Raw genomic sequence first — 23142 nt, forward strand, 5'->3', positions numbered from 1 at the left:
GGCGGCCTATGAGCGCGCATGTTTGACAAGATCCTGATTGCCAATCGCGGCGAAATCGCGCTGCGCATTCTGCGTGCCGCGAAAGAACTCGGCATCGCCACCGTCGCCGTTCATTCGACCGCCGATTCCGAAGCGATGCACGTCAAGCTCGCCGACGAATCTGTCTGCATTGGGCCACCCCCGGCGCGCGAATCCTATCTGAATATCCCCGCCCTGCTCTCGGCTTGCGAGATCACCGGCGCCGAGGCCGTGCATCCGGGTTATGGCTTTCTTGCCGAGAATGCGCGCTTCGCCGAAATACTCGCCGAGCATCAGATCGATTTCATCGGTCCGAACGCCGAGCACATCAGGCTGATGGGCGATAAGATCGAGGCGAAGCGCACCGCCAAGCGGCTCGGCATTCCTTGCGTGCCGGGATCGGACGGTGCCGTCGATGCCGACGAGGCGTTACATGTCGCCAAGGAGATTGGTTATCCCGTCATCGTCAAGGCGTCTGCCGGCGGCGGCGGCCGCGGCATGAAGGTCGCGCGGTCCGCCAAGGAGCTCGCGGCCGCGCTCGCCACCGCGCGCACCGAAGCGAAGGCCGCCTTCGGCGACGACGCGGTCTATCTCGAAAAATTTCTCGACAACCCGCGCCACATCGAAGTGCAAGTGCTGGGCGATGGCCAGGGCCATGCGATCCATCTCGGCGAGCGGGATTGCTCCTTGCAGCGCCGGCACCAGAAGCTTTTCGAGGAAAGCCCCTCCCCGGCGCTCAATCTCTCGCAGCGGCTCGAGATCGGCGAGATCTGCGCCGCCGCGATGCGCGAGATGAACTATAAGAGCGCCGGCACGATCGAATTCCTCTACGACGACGGCAAATTCTATTTCATCGAAATGAACACGCGCATCCAGGTCGAGCATCCGGTGACCGAAATGGTGACCGGGGTTGACCTGGTGAACGAGCAGATCAAGATCGCTGCCGGTTCGCCGCTCAGCATTTTGCAGAGCGACGTCACCATGTCCGGCCATGCCATCGAATGTCGGATCAACGCCGAGGACGCGAAGACATTCCGCCCGTCGCCCGGCAAGATCGCCTATTACCATCCGCCGGGCGGCCTCGGCGTGCGCGTCGACAGCGCCGCCTATGCCGGCTATTCGATTCCGCCTTATTACGACTCGTTGATCGGCAAGCTCATCGTCCACGGGCGCACCCGCGACGAGGCGCTGTTGCGGCTGCGCCGGGCGCTCGATGAATTCATCGTCGACGGGATCGAGACGACGATTCCCTTATTCCGGACCTTGGTTCGCAATAACGACATTCAGAACGGCGCCTACGACATCCATTGGCTCGAGCATTTTCTCCAGAATGGCGGCATGGACGGCTAGCGCCGAGAAGGGCGCCGTCTCGGATACAGTTCTTCTGCAATGAATCGACGCCTATTCCGCCGGCACCGGCTGTTTCGCCGGCGGCGAGGCATCGGCGAGCTCATCCGCCGTCGGGGCTATGAAGCGGCCGAAGCGCAGCGACAGTGGCGGCAGGATGAACAGGTTCAGCGCCGTCGAGGTGAACAGCCCACCGAGAATGACGAGTGCCATCGGGCCTTCGATTTCACGGCCCGGCGTGTTCATGCCGATCGCGAGAGGTAAGAGTCCCAACCCCGTCACGAGCGATGTCATCAGCACGGCGGCGAGCCGGTCGCCGGCGCCGCGCACCGCGGTCTCCTTGTTCCAGGTCTGCGCATCGACCGAGACGAGATGCTCGTAATGCGAGATCATCATCATCGAATTGCGCAAGGTGATGCCGAACAGCGTGACGAAGCCGACCAGCGAGCCGAGCGAGAGGACCGCACCGGAGAAGAATACCGCGACGACGCCACCGACGAGCGCAAAAGGCAGGTTCGCCAAAGTGACGAGCAGATTGCGCCAATTGCGGGTGACGATCGATAACAGGAGGACGATGCCGACGCCGGCGCAGATCGATTTCAGCGTCAGATCCTGCTGCGCCTCGGCCTGACCTTGCGCCGCGCCGGTGAAGACGAGATAGGTGTCGGGCGGCAATTTGATCTTGGCCGCGAGTGCCGCCTTCGCATCCTTGACGAAGGAGGCGGGGTCCCTACCCTGCACGTCGAGCGTGATCGATTGCAGCCGCCGCCCGCCCTGGTGCTCGATGAGATAGAGGCCGGAGGTCGGCGCGATATCGGCGACTTGCGCGAGCCGGACGTAGGTGCCGTCTGGCGCCCGCAGCGGCAGATCGCCGATACCGACGACATCGCCGACGCGGCGTTCCGCGAGCCGCACGACGACATCGAAGACACGGTCGGCTTGATAGGTCTGGCCGACGATATCGCCTTGATAGGCGGTGCGCACGACATCGAGAACGCTCGCCGGATCGAGCCCGAAGCTGTGCAGGTCGGCGGAGCGCAGCTTGATCGAGACCTGCGGCAGACCGAGGGGCGATTCGATCTCGACGGACGAAGCCCCGGGCACGCCGCGCAAGACCGCGACGACGCGTTCGGCGGTGTCGTTGATGACGCCGAGATCGCTGCCGTAGACGTTCACGGCCACCGGTGTCGAATAGCCGGAAAAGGTTTCGTTGACGCGCTCGGTCAAAAACGTATTGGCGGAAATGTTGACGCCGGGGAAGTCGAGCAGATGCGCCAGCAGCGCCTGTTTGGCGTTCATCGCCGCATGGCCCGAGATCGGATTGAGCTCGACCTCGAACTCGCTCTGGTGAGTGCCATGCGTGTCGCCCGCCGCCGCCTGTTCGACGCGGCCGACGCGCTGCGCCACGGTCTTCACCATCGGCAGGTTCATCATCGCCTGGGCGATGCGCGCGCCCATACGAAGCCCTTCCGCGGTCGAGGTGCCGGGCATGGCGGTCATGTGGACGATGAAATGACCTTCCTGCAGATCCGGCAAAAACGTTTCGCCGAAGAGCGGCAGCAGCGCGAGGCCGCCGGCGGTCAAGAGCGCCGCGAAAAAGATCGCGAGCCGCGGCGCGCCGACGATGACATGCAACACGCTCTCATAGCGGCCGCGCGTCCATTTGACGACCGGTGGCGTATGCGCTTTCGCGTGGCGCGGCAGCAGCAGCAGCGACAGCGCCGGGGTAACCGTCAATGCGACGATCAGCGAGGCGAGAACGGCGTAGATATAGGTGAGGCCGAGCGGCGCGAAGAGCCGCCCCGCGACCCCCGCCAGGGTCACGACCGGCAGAAAAACGAGCAGGACGGCGAACGTCGCATAGACGACGGCGCTGCGGACTTCGAAGGTTGCTTCCAGCACCACGCGCGCGGCGGGCCGCGGCTGCGGCAGAAGCTGGTTCTCGCGCAATCTGCGGGTGATGTTCTCGATGCCGATCACCGCGTCGTCGACGACTTCGCCAAGCGCGATGGCGAGGCCGCCGAGCGTCATCGTATTGAGCGTGATGCCGGATTGTTGCAGCACAACGACTGCGGCGAGCAGCGAGATAGGGATCGCCGTACAGCAGATCGCCGCGGCGCGCAGGTCGAACAGGAACAGGATCAACACGACGATCACCAGCACGCCGCCGATCAAGAGCGATGAGCGCAGGTTGTCGGTCGCGGCGACGATAAAGTTCGCTGGCCGGAACAGGCCGCCGTGCAAAACGACGCCTTGTGCTTTGAGGCTCGGTTCGAGATCGGCGAGCGCCGCTTCGATCGCTTTCGTCACCTGCAGCGTATTGGCACCATACTGCTCGTCAATATTCATGACGACGCCGGGCTCGCCCATGATCGCGGCAGCGCCGATCGACGGTTCCGGTGCCTCGATGACGTCGGCGACATCGCCGAGCGCGATGCGGCCGCCATCCGGGCGAAGGACAGTCGTGCGGGCAATATCGTCCGGAGTGATGCCCTCCGTCTCGGTCTCCAGGGTAATGCGCTGGTTCGGCGTGCCGATGAAGCCGGCGCCGCCGACGCCGGTGGCGCGCCGTGCGGCCGCGAGCACATCCTCCATGCCGAGACCGTAGCGGATCAGCCGGTCGGGATGGACCAGGATCTGGGTCGATTTTTCCTCGCCGCCGAAGACTTCGGCACCGGCGACGCCGGGAACGGAAAGCAGGCTCGGGCGGATCGTCCATTTGGCGATCGTCCGCAATTTCATGAGGGATTGCCGCTCGGAGGTGATGCCGATGACCAGAATGGTGGCGCCGGACGAGGTCATCGGGATCATCCCCGGAGCCCGCACGCCGACCGGCAATTGATTGGCGAGCGTCGCCAGCCGTTCCGCGACCTGCTGGCGGTCGCGATAGAGATCGGTGTTCAGACCGAAATAGACCTTGATGTCGGAAAGGCCCTGGATCGAACTCGATTCGATGCGCTGCAGGTTGGCGATACCATTGACCTCGGTCTCGATCGGCCGGGTGACCAAAGTTTCCACCTGCTCGGCGGCAAAACCCGGCGCCTCGGTCTGGATATCGACCTGCGGCGGCGCAAATTCCGGAAAAGCGTCGTAGCTCGCGTGATTGAGCACATAGATGCCATAGGCGACGAGCAGGCAGGCGAGGACGACGATGATGCCGCGGAAACGCAGCGCGAAGCGGATGATCGAGGCCTGCAGTCCGGCGACGTTCATCGTCAATCCTCGACCGGCACCGAGGCGCGGAATTCTTCCGAGAGCAGCATTTGCGCGCCATGGATGACGATCTGTGCGCCGGGCGCAAGGCCGCTGACAATATAGCCTTCGCGCGGCGCCGAGCGGGCCGGGTTGATGGCGCGGCGGATGAAGATCGTCGGTTGCGTGCGGATGTAGATCCAGGCCTTGCCTTCAAGCCAGACGACGGCGGAGTCCGGCACGATGAGGCCCGGTTCCGACGCCTTGACCGCGAGGCTCGCCTCGAGCGTCAGGCCGGGCAGAAGGTTCTGGGCCGGAGTCTGATAGAGATAGCTGACGCCTTGCAGCTTGGGATCTGCGGCTGTCGCTAGCGAGACGAAGCTGAGACGCACGTCGGTTGCGCCAAAAAGCGCGCTGGCGGTCGCTGGCGGCGTGGCGATGACGACGCCAGGTGGCAGCGTCACGCGTACGAGATAGCTGCGCCGGCCGATGAGATCAGCGAGCAAGGCGTCGTCGCCGGAAAGCGCATCGGCGATCGCGCCGCCCCAGGCCTGCCGCGCATTGGCAATGATCGCGCCGGCATGGGTCTCAGCCGCGGCAAGCGTGTGGATATCGACCTCAAAGGCGCTGTGCGCACTCTGTAGTTGCGCCGTCGAGATGTTCTGCTGGTCTTTGTTGAGGACTTGTGCGCGCTGATAGGCGGCCTGCGAGGCGGCGAGCCGCGCCTTGGCGACAGCGACTTGCGCTTCGGCATCGCGGTATTGATTGCTGAGATCGACGAGGCCGGCGGGATCAAGCACGGTGGCGAAGCCGCGCGTGTAATCCTGGGCCGGTGCAGCGTCGAGCCGCTGTGCGATGATCCCGGCGTTCTGCTGCTCTTCGGTGCTGATCGTGAGTGTCGGAACGCCGTCCTTGATCGTCAGACGCACCGGCGGATTGGGGTTTTGTTCGGTGTCGCTGTCCTCGTCGGCATGCGAGGGGATGAGATAGAATGCGCCCAGCACGCCGCCGACGGCGAAGGCCAGCAGCACGATGGCGAGGATGCGGAAGCGTTTGATCGCGGTCATGACGATGATCTCGGCGGCGGCGGCAATTGCGCTTGCGGCAGCGCCAGCAAAACATCCGGCCCGTAAAGCGGCCGCTCCAAGGCGTCTTCCAGCGAGCCCAGAGCTTGCCGTTGCTGCAAGACCGCGTCAAAGTTCGAAAGTGCCGTGATCGCCGCCTCCACCTGCGTCGAGACCAGGGTTGGCCGGTCCGCCTGCCCGGCGGCGAAGGATTTCTCGATCTGGCGTGCGCGGCGCGCCTCGTCGGCCTGCATGGCGGCGGCGCTGGCCAGCACTTGGGTCGATTTGCGGTAAGCGACGCTCGCGCGATCGATCTCGCCGATGATTTGCGCCTGAAGCGCAACAAAGCGCGCCGCGGCTTCCTGCCGCTTGGCGACCGCCTCGGCAAGAGCGCCCTGGTTCTGGTTGAAGATCGGCAGGGTCGCAAGAACGTTGAGCTGGTATTGATTGATGCCGTATTGGTAGCTGTAGCCGGGGCTCAGCGTAATGTCGGGATATTGACCGGCGACCGCTAGTTTCAGGTCCGCCTCGCTCGCCGAATAGACGGCGAGGCTCGCCTGAATATCTGCCCGCCGGGTCAGCGCTTCGCGCCGCCAAAGACCGGACTCCGCGCGCCCGTCCAGGAGATGCGGGTGGTCGAAGGCCTCGGTCGCCAGCGCGACGCCATCGAGGGCATGATCAGGAACGCCGATGGCGGTGGCGAGATCGACGCGCGCTTCGGACGCGGCAAGATCGAGGTCATGCAGGGCCAAAGTGACTTCGGCCCGGCTGACGCGCTCGCGCGACACGTCGAGGGCGGAGGCCTCGCCTGCCGCCTGGCGATGCTCAAGCAGTTCGACAAGCTGATCCTGCAGCGCCAGCCGTTGCTTCGTCAGCGCCAGGCGCCGCTCGGCCGCCCACAGCGCCAGCAAAGCCGCCCGGACGCGACCGCGCACTTGCCAGCCGGCGGCGGCAAGATCCCAGCGCGCCGCCTGCTCGAGCCGCAAGGCCTCTGCCGTGCGGGCCTCGCGCTTGCCGAAGGCATCGATGAGGAAATCGATCGCCGGGCCGATGGTCAGCGGCGCAGCGCCGATGGGAATGGCCCCCGGTACCAGCCCCTGCCCGACGATATTCGTAAAATTGAGCACCGGATTGGGCCGTTCATTGGCGGTGATGACGGCCGCCTTGGCGCCGGCAAGCTTGGCCTCGGCCAGCGCAATATCCGGGTGATAATAGAGCGCCGCCGCCGTCAGGCTGGCCAAATCCCAGCGGATGGGGGCATCGGGCGGCGCATCGGGCCGGGTCGCGGCAAGCACGAATTGGCGCAGGCGCGGATCCTCGAGGCTACGGCTTTCGAGCGCCGCGGCGGTCGCCACGGGCGAAAGCGGAACCGGCTGATCGCGCACGCAGCTACTGGCGAAAATGCCGGCCAAAGCAGCCATCAAGAGCCTGCGCACACATGTCATCCCGGTTCCCCGCCACGCGTGCCGCCTCTCCCGGCGACTGAAGCGTGGCTCACCTAGACTGTTATCGTCTCAAAGGGATTCCGGGAAATGTTCCAAGGTACTTATCAGGCATTTTCTTGCAGATGTGCCAAATATGAAACGATCACGAAAATATCGATCGGGCGGGCTCCCGCCCCCGGCGTTTGCCGTGAACTGGCCGTTTGACGCCTTGACGCCGCGGCGCTCGGAAACACATCCTGAGCCATGAGCCGGCCACGCCAGGACTTCGAGATTACGCCCGATATTCTGTTGCGGGCCTATTCGATCGGGCTCTTCCCGATGGCCGAGAGCGCCGAAGACCAGAATCTCTTCTGGATCGATCCCGAAGCGCGCGGCGTCTTCCCGCTCGACGGCATGATCGTGTCGCGGAAACTGGCGCGACTCGTCCGCTCGGACCGTTTCGAGGTGCGGATCGACCACGATTTCGAGGCCGTGATCGATGCCTGCGCCAGCGTCGGCGAAGGCCGCGAAAAGACCTGGATCAATCACCGGATCAAGAAGCTTTACGGCCAGCTCTTCGATCTCGGCCGCGTCCATACGGTCGAGGCCTGGCACGATGGCGTTCTGGCGGGCGGTCTTTACGGCGTGGCGCTCGGCGCCGCCTTCTTCGGCGAAAGCATGTTTCACCGGCAGCGCGACGCCTCGAAAGTGGCATTGATCCATCTTGCCGGCCGGCTCGTCGCCGGAGGCTTTCAACTGCTCGACACGCAATTCGTGACGCCGCATTTGCAGTCGCTGGGCGCGATCGAAGTCTCGAAGGAAGCCTACCGTTTCATGCTGGCCGATGCGGTCGCCGGAAGGGGCGATTTCCTGGTCTGGCCGAAGGACCGCACCGTGCCGGGCCGCGAGGTGCTCGCCGCCCTGGCCGCGTCGGGCGACGAAATCGACTAATTATTGTTATCCGGCGGCATCTGGCCGGGCGACAGCGGCGACGGCGGCGGCTGATCATTGCCGCTATTATCCGGCGGAGACTGATCGTTACCCCCCGCGCCCGGCGGCTGGTCATTGCCGCCATTATCTGGCGGCTGGAAACCCGGTGGCGGTCCGACTTCGATGGGGCCGTGTTGCGGTGTGTTTTGCGGTGCGTCGCGAGTCTGGCGCTTCGGATGCTGCGGCTTTGCCGGATTGGCCGCCGGCGGCGCGGCCGGATTGGCCGCGGCCGGGGTGCCGCCTGCCTCTTCCGGCTCCGGCGTCGCAGCCGTGGTCGGCGGCGACGCGATCAATTGTTCGGTGCCTTTGCAGTCGGTCAGCCAGATGTCGTAGACGGGCTGGTCGAGCGCATTGAGGCCGGGGCTCGCCGCGAACATCCAGCCTGAAAAGATGCGCTTCGTCGTCTTGTCGGCGTCGATCTCGTCGACTTGCACGAATGTATCGGTCTGTGGCGCCTCGGTCGGCGGCCGCGTGTAGCAGACACGATCGGTGACCAGTAACGAGCCGAATTGCACCGTCTCGTTCATGCCGACTTCAAAGGAAATGATCCGGCCGGTGATCTTGTCGAGTCCGGAAAAGACGGCGATCGAATGCTTGATCTTGTCGGCCGCCGCTTCGCTCGAATGTGCAAGCAAAAGGCCGAGACCAAGACATGACGCCAAGGCGCCGCGCGCTCGTCTTCGCATCATGATCTTCATCCGCGGCGCCGTCAGTTTACCCTCTCGAAGCCGGGCGAAAGGACCATCAAACTCCGGCCGGAATAGGGCCGCGCCGATCAGCCGACGATCTCGTTGCCGGAAAAGAATTGTGCGATCTCGATGGCGGCCGTCTCGGGCGCATCGGAACCATGCGCCGAATTCTCGCCGACGGAGAGCGCAAACTGTTTGCGGACCGTGCCGCTGGCGGCCTTGGCCGGGTCGGTCGCGCCAAGCACGTCGCGGTATTTCTTGATCGCGTCTTCGCCCTCGAGCACCTGGACGACGACGGGACCGGCGGTCATCGTTTCGACCAGTTCGCCGAAGAACGGCCGCGCCTTGTGCACGGCATAAAAGGTTTCGGCCTGGGCGCGCGTCATCAGCACGCGCTTTTGCGCAATGATGCGCAATCCCGCCGCTTCGATCAGTGCATTGATCGCGCCGGTCAGGTTGCGGCGCGTCGCGTCGGGCTTGATGATGGAAAACGTGCGTTCGATGGCCATGTTTTATTGGTCTCTGAGGTAGGCCGCGCGCTTATAGCGGCGCCCATGCCGCCCTGCAAGGTGGACGGCGCTAATGGTGCGCCATGCGCCGCCGCAGCCCGCGGTCCAAAGCCAAAAGCGCATAGCCGCCGGCGACAAAACCCGCGGCGATGAAGCCCGCATTGAGGAGCGTTTGCGGCCAGCCGATCCTGGCCGCGTTGAAAAACGGATAAGGATAATGGCCGTCCGCCGCGCCGCGCGCCATCGCATAGACGAAATAGATCACCGGAAAGGCGGCGAAGACGAACGGGTCGCGGAGCCGTAACGCGCCCTTGCACCCCGCGGCGAGCCAGAACAGCGGCACGAGAATGGGCATGACGAGATGCAGGACGACATTCGCGGCGCTCGCCAATCCTTGCGGATGGTCGATCGGCCGCAACAAAAGCGCATAAACGATTCCGACAAGCAGGATGGCGAGCGTCAGGCCGGCAAGACTCTGCGGCGCGCGCCAGCCCGCCCCGCCTAATGCGATACCCGTGAAGAACGCGGCAATGGCAAGATTGGTGAGGATGGTGAAATAATCGGCGAGAATCCAAAGCGCGGCGATGGCCGAGCCGACATGCGCGTAAGTCGCCAGGAATTGCAGGGTGAGCCCCAGCCAGGCAGCACAGGCGATCAGCGCTGCGGCGAAGCGGCGAAACCAGCGGCTGGTGCCCAGGGGCGGAATCGAACCACCGACACTGCGATTTTCAGTCGCATGCTCTACCAACTGAGCTACCTGGGCAGGGTCCGGCGCAGGGCCGGAGGGGCGCTTTATAGGAAGCGATCCAAGGCTTGTCCAGCCGTCCCGAAGCCTGTCCGCTATGCGACGGCGGCGACGGCGCCCTTGCGCGCCTCCAAGGCCATGACGATCAGCGAGGCGCCGCCGAAGAGGAGATCGATGCCGACGAGAAGCGCCAGCGCCCAGAGCGCCGAATCCGGCAGCCCGGTGAGCAAAAGCCCGACGATGAGGAAATCGACGAGGCCGTTGGCCAGCAGCAATTCCCATCGCGCCGATTGCTCGCTGCGATGCGTAATGCCGAAGATGATCATCAGCAAGCCGTCGATGATGAAGAACACGATCAGCACATGCGCCAAGGTCGTGAGATTGTGCGGCAGTGAGGCAAGAGACTGCAGTGGGTTCGAGAGCAATACCGCCGCCGCGATCAAAGCGATGATCGCCGACAGAAGCGACCAGCCGAAGCCCGGCGCATTGCGGCCGCGCAGCGTCGACATGAGGCCGATGAGTCCGGCGATCAGAAACAGCCATCCGAGAAAGAAAATCGAGACGTTGCCGGCAACGAACGGAATGATAATCGCGGCAAGTCCAAGCAGGACAAGCGCGCTGCCTTCCGCCAGAAAGAGGCCCCAATGATCGTGGATCGCGCGGGACGATGCCGCGTCGGTTGATGGCTGAAACGTTGACACGGTTGCCCTCCTCACCGGCAGCGCTCGTCGAGCGCGATCGAAGCCTGCGCCTCTATAGCATCGCGGCGATTGTTGGCCATGGTGAAGTGGCCGAATTAAGCCAAGGGAAGAGATTGGATGCCGACGAACGACCCCGCGCTCAATGCGGCATTTCGCTGGCGGATTTCGGCGACCAGCGCCAGCGCCATCTGCGCCGCCGCTTCGCCGACTGGGCGTGAACCGCAGACGACGGATCAGCCTTGCCCTGCGCGGCTTCGTCGGCGGCCATGTGCAGAAGATAGGCGACCATCGGCCGCCGCTGTTGCTCGGCTAATTTCTGCGCCTTGTCGATCAATTCGAGAAGCGGCTCGGAACTTTCAGGCATGATCTTAGCCTGCCAATAAATGCGGAGCTTCGCAAGTCTTGCGCGACACTTTTGTGACGCGCCGCATTAATTTTCATGGGTGTGGCGCCGCGATCACTTTGAGATTGATAATATAAATTCGTCAAAACGTTATCTAACATTATTTCGAGCCTATTTAATCTCTCTCTCGGCCATCTGCTTTGTCGATTTCCAAGAGAAAAATTCAATCGCTTCAGACTGCGCCCCTTTCTCATCGGCGCGGGAACGGTCCGGTCGGCCGGGCTTCGAGAAGCCGTCCCCGATGCGGGGCGCATGCCGGGGAGTTTGACGCTCATGTCCCGCTTACACTTTTGCGCATGATGCTCTAGGGTCCCGGCGAGCCAAACGCCCTTGTGTCTTAAGGAACTGCAATGCCCAACGCCGCCGCCCTCGCCGCGCTCGACCAGGAAATCGCCGCCGTGCGCGAGAACATTCGCGACCTGACCGAACAGGCTGCCGCCTATTCCGGTGCCGAAGATGACGAACTCACGTCGGAGCGCATCGCCGAACAGGAGGCACTCCTCGCCAGGCTTTTGAAGGACCGCGAGGCGGCCGCCGCGGCGAGCTAATCCCCCTGCTCTAGGCCTTGCCGGCAGCTTTCAGCCAACGCAGGTCCGGAAGCGAAGCGGTTTCTGCCGCAAGCGCGCCGTGTAGCAAGTCCCTGATTTAATTTGATAAATGGAATGATTTAAAACCGATTCAGGCCGCGCGGGCGGCGATCCGTGCGGTATCGATGAGGCGCAGAGTACTGCCTTCGATGACCAGGGCGGTGAGCTTGCCGGAGGCATAGGCCGCCGTATCGATACCGATGCGATTGGCGCGGCGCTCGACATTGCGGACCGGCGTATGGCCGTGCACGATCATTTTGCCGAAATCGCCGTCATGGCGGAGGAAGTCCTGCCGGATCCAGAGGAGGTCTTCTTCCGATTGGCGATCGAGAGCGATGCCCGGCCGCACCCCGGCATGAGCGAAGAAGAAATCACCGCAAGAAAATGAGCATTTCAACCCGCGGAAGAATTCGAGATGGGGGGCGGGCAGCACCGCGGCAAAAGCTTGTGCAAGATCACTCACGCGGCTCTTCGCGACGGTGGCGGCGGTGAGGCCATAGGACGCCAAGGTCTCGACGCCATGCATCAGCAGCCAGTCGCCCATCGCCGAAGGATCATCAAGCGCCTGGAGCACGAACGAATCATGGTTGCCCTTCAGCGCGACGACGCGATGCTGGACCGACCGGGCGAGAATAAGATCGATCACCTCGCGCGAGGCCGGTCCGCGATCGATATAATCGCCGAGCATGATGTGCATCACTTGCGCCGGCGGCCGCCGGGCGAGATCGGCGTCGATGAGAGCGTAGAGGTGCGCCAAGAGGTCGGCGCGGCCATGCACGTCGCCGATGGCATAGACCCGCATCCCGTCGGGGAGCCGCGGTCGCGCCGGAGATTTGAATTTGAAACCCGGCGCCATCGGAATGCCTCCCCGTCTCGGGCCGCCGAGCGTGACTTTAGACGATTCGCATGACGGTCAGGCCGACTTTTCGGGCCGCTTGCCGCTGTTTCCCGCTTGCTCTAAAGTGTCCCCGATTGTGGATTTCATGAGGCTCGCGTGCGGTTTGGCGCCGACCATTTGCAGCGTAAGGACTTGGCCCGCGGGCCGGCGGCGCTGTCGCTCGGCCTGCTTCTCCTTACCAGCCCCTGAGCGCCGGCCGGGTTTTCGCCCGGGCACTCAGGGGAGCATTGCACCAGCCCATTCCGTCATTTCAGACCTGAGCCAATCCGATGAAAAATTCTGTGCAAAGCAACGGCGCCAAGCCTGCCGATAAAGACCGGGTTTTGATCTTCGATACGACCTTGCGCGACGGCGAACAATGCCCCGGCGCAACCATGACCTTCGAGGCGAAGCTCGAGGTCGCCCATCTGCTCGATACGATGGGCGTCGACATTATCGAGGCCGGCTTTCCCATCGCCTCCGAGGGCGATTTCGAGGCCGTGTCCGAGATCGCCAAGCGCACCAAGCGGGCCCGCGTCGCCGGCCTTGCCCGGGCCATCGAGCGCGATATTGCCCGCGCCGGCGAGGCCGTGCGCCATGCCGCGCAGCCGCGCATCCACACGTTCGTTTCGACCTCGCCGATCCATCTTGAGCATCAGATGAATAAAAGCGAGGCGGATGTTCTCGCCATCATCACCAAGACGGTGATGCAGGCGCGCAACCTCGTCGACGACGTCGAATGGTCGGCGATGGATGCGACGCGGACGCCGATCGACTATCTCTGCCGCTGCATCGAGGCGGCGATCAAGGCCGGTGCCACGACGATCAATCTGCCCGACACGGTCGGCTATGCGATCCCGAGCGAATATGCCGCGATGTTCGAGGCGGTGCGCAATCGCGTGCCGGATGCCGACAAGGCGATCTTCTCCGTCCATTGTCACGACGACCTCGGCCTCGCCGTCGCCAATACGCTCGCCGGCGTCGCCGCCGGGGCGCGGCAGATCGAATGTACGATCAACGGGCTTGGCGAGCGCGCCGGCAACGCCGCCCTCGAAGAGGTCGTGATGGCGCTGAAGACGCGCGGTGATCGCCTGCCCTATTACAGCACGATCGATGCGACGATGCTGACGCGCGCATCGAAGCTCGTCTCCGCCGTCAGCTCCTTCCCGGTGCAATACAACAAGGCGATCGTCGGCCGGAACGCCTTTGCGCACGAGAGCGGCATCCATCAGGACGGCATTCTCAAGAATGCGCAGACTTACGAAATCATGACGCCGGAGAGCGTCGGCCTCAGCAAAAGCTCGCTCGTCATGGGCAAGCATTCGGGCCGCCACGCTTTCCGCGAGAAATTGCGCGAGCTCGGCTACGAGCTCGGCGAGAACGCGCTGCAGGATGCGTTCACCCGCTTCAAGAATCTGGCCGACCGCAAGAAGACGATCTACGACGAAGATCTGATCGCGCTGGTCGATGACGAATTGGTCAGTGCGCATGAGCGCATCAAGCTCGTCTCGCTGACGGTGATGGCCGGCACCGGCGGCCCGCAATCGGCGGCGCTGACGCTCGACGTCGAAGGCACGCTCAAGACGCATCAGGCAACCGGCAACGGCCCCGTGGACGCGATCTTCAATGCCATCCACGCGCTCGTGCCGCATGAGGCGCAGCTCGAACTCTATCAAGTTCACGCCGTCACCCAGGGTACCGACGCCCAGGCGGAGGTCTCCGTCAAGCTCGCCGAGGGCGGCCGCTCGGTGACGGCACGCGGCGCCGATCCGGATACGCTTGTCGCCTCCGCCCGGGCCTATATTGCCGCGCTCAACAAGCTTGCAGCGCTGCAACGGCGCAAGACGGATAGCAAGGCCGGCTAAGCAGCAGGCGGCGGCTGGGTGCCGGTTCTGCTTGGGGCAAGGATCGGCTTCGGTGCGCTTGCGGCTTGCGCTGCCGGCAATGTTCGCTTACATGCTGCCGGCGCGCCGCTTTCGGCGGCGCCGGTGGTCCGCCTCACGGACGTGAGGGCGCATAGCTCAGTTGGTAGAGCAGCTGACTCTTAATCAGCGGGTCCAAGGTTCGAGCCCTTGTGCGCCCACCACTAAAATCAAAGACTTAGCGGCATCAAAGCCTTTAGCGGCAAAGCCCGAAGAACGTCGCGAGTCGGTGCGGCTGCAAAACGGTGCCCGTCGGATGCCGGACTGTCGTTCTTCAGGCCAGCAAAGCGGTCTGAGCCAGCGGCCGCTGCGCGACCATCTGCGTCTTAGGTGAATCACCGCGCGCCGCGCCCTGACGTCCTCCATCTCGACGCGGGCCGATTCGCTTGCGATCGCGGGATGCGGTTTCAATCGGGCTGTGCTAGATGAGGCCCGGTATTGCGATCGACCACCTCCGGCTTCGAAGCATCGATCAATCCGTTCCAACCGCCGCCAAGCGCCTTGTTGAGCGCAATGTAGTCCGTCGCAATCAGGACATGGCTTTGAAGGAGCGAATCTTCAGCGCTGTAAAGTGATCGCTCGGCAAGCAACACATCGAGGAAGCTCGATGATCCGGCCTTGTAAAGGGATTGCGATAGGCTGGCCGCCTGCCGATACGCCGTGACCGAGCTCGCGAGCGCGCGTTTGCGAGAGCGTTCCTTGGCGAGAGAAACGAGCGCGTCTTCGACGTCCCGGAGCGCGGCAAGAACCGACGCTTCATAGGCGACGAAATATTGGTCGCGCTGCGCTTGCGCAATCCCAACCGCAGCCCACAATTTACCGCCATTAAAGATCGGCACGCTCAGGGTCGGGCCGAATGACCAGCTGATCGACGAATTCTTGCCGAGATCGCCGAGCTGAGTGCCCGCGGTCGCTATGCTCCCGGTGAGGCTGACGCGCGGATAGAGGGCAGCATCGGCCTGTCCGATCTTGGCCGTGGATTGCGCATATTGGCGTTCGGCAAGACGGACGTCCGGACGCGTCAATAAGATATCGGCCGGAATGCCCGTCGGGATTGGCAGTTTCGGCACCGGAATCGGCGCGACGTTCACCAGCCGGCTTTCCAAGGCCGTAGGCTGCTGCCCCGTCAAGACGGACAATCGATGCACGGCTTCGGCATAAGCTGTTTCGAGCGTGGGGATCGCAGCGCGCGTGGTTGCGGCCTGACCTGTCGCGTTCGCGAGATCGACGGCTGAAGCGCTGCCCGCGGCCAGGCGATTGCGGGTGATTTGAGTCGTTTCGTCCTGGGATGCAGCGGTCCGCCGGGCGAGCGCGATGCGCGCTTGGTATCCGCGTGCCTGAACGTAATTGGAGGCGATGTCGCCGACGAGCGTCAACAGGACGTTGCGAAGATTCTCGTCAGAGGCATCGACACCGTAGGCAGCCGCCTCGACCGCGCGCCGGTTCGCACCAAACAGATCAAGCTCCCAGCTCGCATCGAAGCCTGTCTGAAATAACGTATAGGGTCCGACGAGGCTTGATTGAAAAGGCGAGGATGTGTTGCCGGCGGCGGGAGTCCCCGCCATAGCTCCTTGAGAGAAGATGGAAGCCTTGGCACGCGTGAGCGAGTCATTGTTTGCGACCGTCGGAAACAGCGCACCAACGGCTTGATTGTAGCTCGCGCGCGCCTCGCGAATTCTCGCTTTGGCCGTCGCCACATCGAGGTTGCCATCGACCGCTTGTTGCATGAGTTGATCCAGCATCGGATCATGAAGGCGCCTCCACCAGCGCGACAATTCGAGCGGACGGGAGGGGTTCGTGCCTTCTGCCTCACTCCAGTGCGCAGGCATTGCGGGCCACGGCGTTTGATAGTCCGGACCAACGGCGCATCCAGCCAGGATCGTTCCACATCCAGCCAACAAGACCGTCTTGAGAGACAGGTTATGGATACGCTTCGAAGAGGCGGCAAGCGTCCGGCCGATCCTTATCGCCGCTAGTGTTCTCATGAGATCGCCCTGTCGCTTGTCAGTCTTGTGCGTCGGCCGTGCTCGGCTTGGCGGCGCTCCGAGGCGCGCCTGTCCGCTCGGTCTTCCCAAAGACCCGGCAGACCAACACGAACAACAGCGGCACGAAGAAAACGCCGAGCACCGTTGCAGCAAGCATGCCGCCCATGACGCCGATGCCGATTGAATTCTGAGCTCCCGAACCGGCGCCGCTCGCGACCGCCAAAGGTGTAACGCCGAGGATGAACGCGAAGGACGTCATGAGAATCGGGCGTAGACGCTGCTTCGCGGCGATCAGCGTGGCTTTTATCAACTCTAGTCCCGCCTCTTGGCGGGCGATCGCGAATTCGATGATGAGAATGGCGTTCTTGGCGGCGAGGCCGATCGTCGTTAACAGGCCGACCTTAAAGTAGACGTCATTGGTCTGGCCGAACAACAGCGCCGCAGACAAGGCTCCGAGAACGCCAACCGGGACTGACAGCATGACCGCAAAAGGTATCGACCAACTCTCATAGAGGGCGGCAAGACACAGGAAGACAACAAGGATGGAGACGGCATAGAGCGAGATCGCTTGTTCGCCGGAGAGCTGCTCTTGTCGCGAAAGAGCGGTCCACTCATGATCGAAGCCCGCGGGCAAGGCGGCGACGAGACGATCGATCTCAGCGATGGCGCTGCCTGAGCTGACGCCTGGGGCTGCGTCGCCTTGGATCTCGACGGCCGGCGACCCATTGTAGCGCTCAAGACGCGGCGAACCGAACGTCCAGCGGCCGGATGCGAAAGCCGAGAACGGCACCATCCTTCCGGAGGCATTGCGGACTTGCCACCGGTCGAGATCTTCCGGCTGCATTCGAAAATCCGGGGCCGATTGAAGATAGACTTTCTTGATGCGTCCGCGATCGATGAAGTCATTCACATAGCTGCTACCCCAAGCCATAGAAAGTGTGCTGTTGATCGTGGTGAGATCGACGCCGAGGGCGCTCGCCTTCTCCTGGTCGATATCGATGGAAAATTGCGGCGTGTCGTCTTGACCATTTGGGCGGACATTGCTCAACAGCCGGCTTCCTGCGCCGGCGGCGAGCAATCGATCGCGGACGGCCATGAGCTTTTCATGACCGGCACCGGCGATGTCTTTCAGGTAGAAATCGAAACCATTGCTCGTGCCCAATCCATCAACAGCGGGGGGCGCCAGGGCGAAGACCTGAGCGTCCTTGATATTGGCGAAGGCTGTCATCGCCCTTCCCGCGATTGCGTCGGCGGTGAGATTAGGCGCTTTGCGTTCGGCGAAGTCTCTCAACCGTACGAAGGCCATCCCGACGTTCTGGCCCTGCCCTGAAAACGCAAAGCCCGCCACTGTCATTACACCCTCGACGGCTTTCATTTCGCGATCAACGAAATACCGGCTGACGCGATCGAGAACGCGTCGCGTGCGGTCTGCCGTGGCGCCAGCTGGCAATTGCGCCACGACCATTAGAAGGCCCTGGTCCTCTTTTGGTAGGAACGAACTCGGCAAGCGGGCGAACATCACGCCGGACGCGGCGACAATTAGAACGAATGCGATAACCCCGCACCATGGCCGCCGCAGCATGGCGCGCGTGCCGCGATGATAAGCTTGCGTACTTTCTTCGAGCGCGCTGTTGAACCAGCCGAATGGCCACCGTCTCGCGTCGTGCAATTTCCGCGGCCGCAGAATGGTCGCGCAGAGCGCCGGCGTCAGAATCAACGCGACGAAGACCGACAATATCATCGCCGAGACGATCGTTATCGAAAACTGGCGGTAGATGACGCCGACCGAGCCGCCAAAAAAGGCCATCGGCACGAACACCGCCGAAAGCACTGTCGTGATGCCGATCAGGGCTCCCGTGATCTCCGTCATCGACTTGGCCGTTGCATCGCGCGGCGATAAACCCTCGCTTTGCATGATGCGCTCGACATTCTCAACCACGACGATGGCATCATCGACGAGAAGCCCGATCGCAAGCACCATGGCGAACATGGTTAGCGTGTTAATCGAGTAACCCGCGAACGTCAGGATGCCCAGCGTCCCTAGGAGAACGACGGGAACCGCGAGCATCGGGATCAATGTCGCGCGAACGTTTTGCAAGAACAGCAGCATAACGGCAAAAACCAGCGCGATTGCTTCGACCAGAGTGCGCGCCACCTCGGCGATTGAGATCCGAACGAAGGGAGTCGTGTCGTAGGGATAGACGACTTGCATGCCTCTCGGGAATGTTGGCGTAAGCCGGTCAATGACTTCCTTGACTGCGGCAGCCGTGCGGATTGCGTTGGCGCCGGTCGCGAGGTAGATGGCGAGCCCGGTCGCCGGCAAACCATTGTAGGTCGATGATGTATTATAATCTTCGGAGCCGAGCTCGACGGTTGCGACATCGTTGATGCGAACAATTGATCCGTCGGAGGCGCTCTTCAGGATAATGTTGCGGAACTGCTCCGGCGTCTGCAACCGGCTTCGAGCGGTAACGGTTGCGTTGAGTTGCTGCCCCTTGCGCGCGGGCAAGCCGCCGAGTTGGCCGGCCGATACCTGCATATTCTGAGCCTGGATCGCGGCTGCGACGTCGGCTGGGGTCAAGGCATATTTGGCCAACCTGTCCGGATCAAGCCAGATCCGCATTGCATAACCTGCGCCGAAGAGCTGCGTATTGCCGACGCCATCAACGCGCTTCAGCGTGTCATTGAGCGAACTTTGGACATAGTCCGACAGATCAATCTCGCTCATTCTCCCGTCGGTCGAAACGAAGCCGACGACCATCAGGAAGCCGGCCGATGATTTGGTGACGGTGAGGCCGGTGCTCTGCACCATTGGCGGCAGCAGCGCAGTAACGAGCTGCAGCTTGTTCTGCACCTGCATCTGCGCGACATCAGAGTTCGCTTTGCTTGTGAACGTCAGCGTGACCTCGGCCTGCCCGGTCGAGGTTGACGTCGCGGCCATATAATCGAGATTGTCGAGACCCGTCATGCCTTGCTCAATGACCTTGGTCACCGAATTCTCGACCGTCTGCGCGTCCGCGCCGGGATAGCTGGCATCGATCTGGATAGTGGCCGGTGCGATTTCGGGATATTGCGAGATCGCAAGCGTGTTCAACGCCAGGACGCCGCCGAGCGCGATGACGATGGCGATTACCCAAGCGAAAATTGGTCGTTTGATGAAGAAGGCCGATATCATCTATCAGCCTTTGTTCGGCTGACTTTCGGACACAGCAGCCTTGGGTTCGCGCACCTCTCCTGTCGTGTCGTCAATGATGACTTCGGCACCAGTGGCCTGTTGGCCGGGACGCACCAACTGGGTGCCCTCCACAATCACCCTGTCGCCGTCCTCGACACCGTGGGTAACCAGCCAATTGTTGCCGACACTGCGACCCGTGATGAGCACTCGCTCCTCGACTTTGTCGCCCCTGCCGAGGAACATGGCCGTCGCCTCGCCCTTCGTGTTGCGGGTAACGGCGCGCTGCGGCACGAGGAAGCTATTTGGTGCGACGCCCTCCTCCACGATAGCCCGGACGTACATGCCCGGCAGAAGTAACCGTTTCGGATTGGAAAAGACGGCTCTGACCGTAAACGTCCCGGTTTCGAGGCTGACGTTGGCCTCGGAAAATTCGAGTTTGCCGCCCAGCGGATAAATTGCGCCGTTCTCGAGCCTCAGCCTGACGTTGACATTGAGTCCCGACACCTTAATGCGTCCCGCGTCGATTGCCTGACGCAGATTGAGCAGGTTCGTGCTCGATTGGGTGACGTCGACGTAAATCGGATCGAGAGTACGAATAGTTGTCAGCGCTGTGCTCTGGCCTGCCGTCACCAAGGCGCCAGGGGTGAGCGAGGATTTGCCGGTGCGGCCCCCGATTGGTGCCCTGATCGTGGTGTAATCGAGATTGATCTTTGCCGTCGCGGCATTGGCCTTGGCGGTCGCAACGTCGGCTTTCGCCTGCGCTAAGGCGGCAAATGCGTCGTCGAGGTCCTGCTTGCTGACCGCGTTCTGACTAACCAATCCCTGATATCGTGCGAACTTGGCCTGCGCGCTTGGCACCGCTGCTTCGGCCTTTTCCAGCGCCGCAACGGCGCTGTCATAGGCCGCCCGATAAGGCGCGGCGTCGATCTGATAGAGAGGCGCGCCTTCAACGACCTCGCTGCCCTCCTCGAATAGGCGCCTCTGGATGATCCCGGCGATCTGCGGACGGACCTCAGCCTCCAGCGAGGCAACGACGCGCCCGGGCAACTCCGCTGTGATCGCGACGGTCTCAGGGTGCAGCGTAACGACGCTGACCTCCTGACGTCCCGGCGGCAACGATTCAACCGTACCGTTTGATCCAGAGTCGCAGCCGGCGAGAGCGAGCAGCGCCGCGCCAGCGCCGATTGCCGCACATATCGAATGACGTCGCATCTGCTCCGACTTTTCCACCAAGCATAGATGATCGTGCCGGCCGAGGGCCGAGCACCAATTTTGCTAGCCGGCGAGAATTGGCCGACCGTGGAGATTTGACGGAGGTCGCATGGACGAAGCAAAACATGCCGGTCTTTCTGGATGCCGGTCTGAATTAGAATTTCGTTTTCTATCAAGCTCTTGCGGAACTTGCGCAAGAACGCATCGCTTCCTTTCGATCGCCTCGATTGGAGTGAAAGTTTATCTTGATGGCACGAGGCCATGCGGGCATTGGAATTTATGAAAATGGGAATGAGACGGACATGAAGACAATGTTATTGCCGATGCCCTTCTGCCTCGGAGGGGGGCGCAATTCTCTGCCAATGCGGCGGCGATGCGACTTGACGCCGCGCTTCCCAATCCGCACTCGGGGGTGAAGACTGGGTGCAATGCGGGCCCCGCGCGAGCGCCCCGAACCGGTTCTCTTGAGGCTCCCCGAGGGTTTTTGGCGGGTACGGATATTGATGGCACCGTCCGTACCGCGGGAGGAAAGTGCCATGGCTATCATGGATGGGATGGGGCGTCTGGCCGAAACGTTTTGGCCGACCGCACAAGCTCATCTGAGCTCCGCTTGTCCCACATTCCACGCACGCGGCTGATGTCGAAGCGGCTCCGACAGCGGCGTGTGAGATCCGCATCTATCCGAACGCCCAGTCAGCATTTATTCATGCTGGCAGAGCGATGACATCGGAACCTAAGCCTCTAACTTTCAAAGTTAAGCAGAAAACGAATCGCTGTGATATTGGAAGCTGGATTTGATCGTCGGCGGGTTGGCGCAACAGCGATGTCCTTAGGCATCCTTGGCTCACGCGCCGACTCACACGCCGAAACTTTGTAAACAGACGAAACCATGCACAACGCCTCAGCGGACTTCTTCGATATCGCGACCCTGCTCAAGACGCATGAATCCGAACGCTACGATCTCCATACGCGGTATCTGAACGACATGATGGTGCGCGCTTTACGCACCATCGGCTTTGATGTCGCCTTCCAGCGCGGCACTGGCCAATATCATTATGACAAGGCCGGTGCACGCTATCTCGATCTCTTGAGCGGCTGGGGGGTTTTCGCAGTCGGCCGCAATCATCCGACCGTGCGGGCCGCTTTGCAGTGCGTGATCGAGGCCGATTTGCCGAACCTCGTACAGATGGATGTGACGACGCTGGCCGGCCTCCTCGCCGAACGGCTTCTGCACTTCGTGCCTTACCTCGACAAAGTCTTTTTCGCCAATTCTGGGACGGAGGCGGTCGAGGCGGCAATCAAGTTCGCTCGCGGTGTGACCGGCCGGCAAAATATCCTTTATTGCAGCAACGCATTTCACGGCCTGACCTATGGCGCGCTGTCGCTCAACGGTGACGCGACATTCCGCGAGGGCTTCGGTGGATTTCTGCCCGGCTGCCAGGAGGTTCGCTTCAACGATCTGGAGGCGCTCGAACGAGCGCTTGCGAGTCGCGAAATCGCCGCCTTTTTCGTCGAGCCGATTCAAGGCAAAGGCGTCAATGTCGCAGACGACGATTACCTTAAAGGCGTTCGGGCGCTGTGCAGCAAATACGGCACTTTGTTCGTCGCCGACGAAATCCAGACGGGGCTCGGCCGTACCGGCAGATTTCTTGCGACCGAACACTGGAATGTCGAGCCGGACATGGTCTTGCTCGCCAAGGCGCTTTCCGGTGGTCATGTGCCGATCGGCGCGGTTCTCATGCGTAAGAAAATCTTCGAGGCGACCTTTAACCGCATGGATCGCATGGCCGTCCACGGTTCGACCTTCGCGAAGAACGATTTGGCGATGGCCGCGGGTCTTGCGACGCTGGAAATAATCAAGTCCGAGCGGCTTATCGAGAATGCGGCGCGGCAAGGCCAGCGGCTGTTCGACTTTTTCGGGCGTTTCGCGGAGCGCTACGAACTCGTCAAGACTGTGCGCGGCAAGGGATTGATGATCGGGCTTGAATTCGGACCGCCGCACAGCTTCAAGTTGAAGACCGCCTGGACCTTGCTCGAATCCGTACGCGCGGGCCTATTCTGCCAGCTCATCATTATCCCGTTGTTCAAAGACCATAAGATCGTGGCCCAAGTGGCGGCCAATGCGAGTCATACGATCAAGCTGCTGCCGCCGCTCAACATCAGCGATGCGGATTGCACCTGGATCGAACAAGCGTTCGATAGCGTCGTGGCTGACGCGCATCGCGTACCCGGTGCCATCTGGTCGCTCGGCAGGACTCTCGCGGAGAACGTGCGCCGCAGCAGCAAGAGCGCGGGCTGATTG

General features: G+C 62.4%; 17 protein-coding genes and 2 tRNA genes. 6 read left to right on the plus strand and 13 right to left on the minus strand.

The window, feature by feature from the left end; genetic code table 11:
* Window positions 1–18 precede the first annotated feature (18 nt).
* The gene (gene accC, locus Q0025_RS01045; RefSeq protein WP_297295135.1) at window positions 19–1368 is read left to right on the plus strand and encodes an acetyl-CoA carboxylase biotin carboxylase subunit; all 1350 of its coding nucleotides are present in this window, start codon (window positions 19–21) and stop codon (window positions 1366–1368) included.
* A 51-nt stretch (window positions 1369–1419) separates the two neighbouring features.
* Here the strand turns inward: accC and Q0025_RS01050 are convergent, their stop codons facing one another.
* Genes Q0025_RS01050 through Q0025_RS01060 form a run of 3 tightly spaced genes read right to left on the minus strand, consistent with a single transcriptional unit; the run spans window position 1420 to window position 7042 of the window.
* A complete protein-coding gene (locus Q0025_RS01050) occupies window positions 1420–4578 on the minus strand; it encodes an efflux RND transporter permease subunit (RefSeq protein ID WP_297295136.1) in 3159 nt (1052 codons plus the stop codon).
* A 2-nt stretch (window positions 4579–4580) separates the two neighbouring features.
* The gene (locus Q0025_RS01055) at window positions 4581–5624 is read right to left on the minus strand and encodes a hypothetical protein (protein WP_297295137.1); all 1044 of its coding nucleotides are present in this window, start codon (window positions 5622–5624) and stop codon (window positions 4581–4583) included.
* Window positions 5621–7042, minus strand: a complete 1422-nt coding sequence (locus Q0025_RS01060) for a TolC family protein (RefSeq protein WP_297295138.1) — start codon at window positions 7040–7042, stop codon at window positions 5621–5623. The genes Q0025_RS01055 and Q0025_RS01060 overlap by 4 nt, the downstream gene beginning before the upstream one ends.
* Before the next feature lie 267 nt (window positions 7043–7309).
* On the opposite strand from Q0025_RS01060, the gene aat reads away from it, so the two are divergent.
* On the plus strand, window positions 7310–7996 hold the full coding sequence (aat, locus tag Q0025_RS01065; RefSeq protein WP_297295139.1) for a leucyl/phenylalanyl-tRNA--protein transferase: 687 nt from the start codon (window positions 7310–7312) through the stop codon (window positions 7994–7996).
* On the opposite strand, the gene Q0025_RS01070 is transcribed toward aat, so the two are convergent.
* From Q0025_RS01070 to Q0025_RS01095, 6 genes are all read right to left on the minus strand, one after another.
* Entirely contained in the window at window positions 7993–8733 is a 741-nt protein-coding gene (locus Q0025_RS01070) for a DUF2155 domain-containing protein (RefSeq protein WP_297295140.1), read from the minus strand. The genes aat and Q0025_RS01070 overlap by 4 nt on opposite strands.
* 77 nt (window positions 8734–8810) lie before the next feature.
* The gene (ndk, locus tag Q0025_RS01075) at window positions 8811–9233 is read right to left on the minus strand and encodes a nucleoside-diphosphate kinase (RefSeq protein ID WP_297295141.1); all 423 of its coding nucleotides are present in this window, start codon (window positions 9231–9233) and stop codon (window positions 8811–8813) included.
* 70 nt (window positions 9234–9303) lie between these two features.
* Entirely contained in the window at window positions 9304–9939 is a 636-nt protein-coding gene (locus Q0025_RS01080) for a Pr6Pr family membrane protein (protein ID WP_366939370.1), read from the minus strand.
* Window positions 9921–9996: transfer RNA gene (locus Q0025_RS01085), tRNA-Phe, on the minus strand. The genes Q0025_RS01080 and Q0025_RS01085 overlap by 19 nt, the downstream gene beginning before the upstream one ends.
* A gap of 77 nt (window positions 9997–10073) precedes the next feature.
* Complete coding sequence (locus tag Q0025_RS01090; protein ID WP_297295142.1) at window positions 10074–10679, minus strand: HdeD family acid-resistance protein; 606 nt, start codon at window positions 10677–10679, stop codon at window positions 10074–10076.
* Between the two features lie 139 nt (window positions 10680–10818).
* Window positions 10819–11043: a hypothetical protein gene (locus Q0025_RS01095; protein ID WP_297295143.1), complete on the minus strand. Its 225-nt coding sequence runs from the start codon at window positions 11041–11043 to the stop codon at window positions 10819–10821.
* A gap of 389 nt (window positions 11044–11432) precedes the next feature.
* Here Q0025_RS01095 and Q0025_RS01100 point away from each other — a divergent pair, with 389 nt between their 5' ends.
* A complete protein-coding gene (locus Q0025_RS01100; protein ID WP_297295144.1) occupies window positions 11433–11630 on the plus strand; it encodes a hypothetical protein in 198 nt (65 codons plus the stop codon).
* 130 nt (window positions 11631–11760) lie between these two features.
* Here Q0025_RS01100 and Q0025_RS01105 read toward each other — a convergent pair whose 3' ends face one another.
* A complete protein-coding gene (locus Q0025_RS01105; RefSeq protein WP_297295145.1) occupies window positions 11761–12525 on the minus strand; it encodes a metallophosphoesterase family protein in 765 nt (254 codons plus the stop codon).
* Window positions 12526–12836: 311 nt separating this feature from the next.
* Between Q0025_RS01105 and Q0025_RS01110 the strand changes: the two genes are divergently transcribed.
* Window positions 12837–14411: a 2-isopropylmalate synthase gene (locus Q0025_RS01110; RefSeq protein ID WP_297295146.1), complete on the plus strand. Its 1575-nt coding sequence runs from the start codon at window positions 12837–12839 to the stop codon at window positions 14409–14411.
* 145 nt (window positions 14412–14556) lie between these two features.
* Window positions 14557–14632: transfer RNA gene (locus Q0025_RS01115), tRNA-Lys, on the plus strand.
* 243 nt (window positions 14633–14875) lie between these two features.
* On the opposite strand, the gene Q0025_RS01120 is transcribed toward Q0025_RS01115, so the two are convergent.
* From Q0025_RS01120 to Q0025_RS01130, 3 genes are read right to left on the minus strand one after another with little or no spacing between them, the layout of a single operon-like run.
* The gene (locus Q0025_RS01120; RefSeq protein WP_297295209.1) at window positions 14876–16453 is read right to left on the minus strand and encodes an efflux transporter outer membrane subunit; all 1578 of its coding nucleotides are present in this window, start codon (window positions 16451–16453) and stop codon (window positions 14876–14878) included.
* Between the two features lie 19 nt (window positions 16454–16472).
* The gene (locus Q0025_RS01125) at window positions 16473–19628 is read right to left on the minus strand and encodes an efflux RND transporter permease subunit (RefSeq protein ID WP_297295147.1); all 3156 of its coding nucleotides are present in this window, start codon (window positions 19626–19628) and stop codon (window positions 16473–16475) included.
* 3 nt (window positions 19629–19631) lie between these two features.
* Window positions 19632–20840 (minus strand): efflux RND transporter periplasmic adaptor subunit, encoded by a 1209-nt coding sequence (locus Q0025_RS01130; protein ID WP_297295211.1) that lies wholly within the window; start codon window positions 20838–20840, stop codon window positions 19632–19634.
* 889 nt (window positions 20841–21729) lie between these two features.
* Between Q0025_RS01130 and Q0025_RS01135 the strand changes: the two genes are divergently transcribed.
* A complete protein-coding gene (locus Q0025_RS01135) occupies window positions 21730–23139 on the plus strand; it encodes an aspartate aminotransferase family protein (protein WP_297295148.1) in 1410 nt (469 codons plus the stop codon).
* The last annotated feature ends 3 nt before the right edge of the window (window positions 23140–23142 follow it).

The sequence above is a fragment of the uncultured Methylovirgula sp. genome (assembly GCF_947646745.1).
Classification (GTDB): domain Bacteria; phylum Pseudomonadota; class Alphaproteobacteria; order Rhizobiales; family Beijerinckiaceae; genus Methylovirgula.

Bases quoted from the DNA above. Each gene is read 5' to 3' on its own strand.
- accC (WP_297295135.1), top strand. From the start codon at position 19: ATGTTTGACAAGATCCTGATTGCCAATCGCGGCGAAATCGCGCTGCGC.
- Q0025_RS01050 (WP_297295136.1), bottom strand. From the start codon at position 4,578: ATGAACGTCGCCGGACTGCAGGCCTCGATCATCCGCTTCGCGCTGCGT.
- Q0025_RS01055 (WP_297295137.1), bottom strand. From the start codon at position 5,624: ATGACCGCGATCAAACGCTTCCGCATCCTCGCCATCGTGCTGCTGGCC.
- Q0025_RS01060 (WP_297295138.1), bottom strand. From the start codon at position 7,042: ATGGCTGCTTTGGCCGGCATTTTCGCCAGTAGCTGCGTGCGCGATCAG.
- aat (WP_297295139.1), top strand. From the start codon at position 7,310: ATGAGCCGGCCACGCCAGGACTTCGAGATTACGCCCGATATTCTGTTG.
- Q0025_RS01070 (WP_297295140.1), bottom strand. From the start codon at position 8,733: ATGAAGATCATGATGCGAAGACGAGCGCGCGGCGCCTTGGCGTCATGT.
- ndk (WP_297295141.1), bottom strand. From the start codon at position 9,233: ATGGCCATCGAACGCACGTTTTCCATCATCAAGCCCGACGCGACGCGC.
- Q0025_RS01095 (WP_297295143.1), bottom strand. From the start codon at position 11,043: ATGCCTGAAAGTTCCGAGCCGCTTCTCGAATTGATCGACAAGGCGCAG.
- Q0025_RS01100 (WP_297295144.1), top strand. From the start codon at position 11,433: ATGCCCAACGCCGCCGCCCTCGCCGCGCTCGACCAGGAAATCGCCGCC.
- Q0025_RS01105 (WP_297295145.1), bottom strand. From the start codon at position 12,525: ATGGCGCCGGGTTTCAAATTCAAATCTCCGGCGCGACCGCGGCTCCCC.
- Q0025_RS01110 (WP_297295146.1), top strand. From the start codon at position 12,837: ATGAAAAATTCTGTGCAAAGCAACGGCGCCAAGCCTGCCGATAAAGAC.
- Q0025_RS01120 (WP_297295209.1), bottom strand. From the start codon at position 16,453: ATGAGAACACTAGCGGCGATAAGGATCGGCCGGACGCTTGCCGCCTCT.
- Q0025_RS01125 (WP_297295147.1), bottom strand. From the start codon at position 19,628: ATGATATCGGCCTTCTTCATCAAACGACCAATTTTCGCTTGGGTAATC.
- Q0025_RS01130 (WP_297295211.1), bottom strand. From the start codon at position 20,840: ATGCGACGTCATTCGATATGTGCGGCAATCGGCGCTGGCGCGGCGCTG.
- Q0025_RS01135 (WP_297295148.1), top strand. From the start codon at position 21,730: ATGCACAACGCCTCAGCGGACTTCTTCGATATCGCGACCCTGCTCAAG.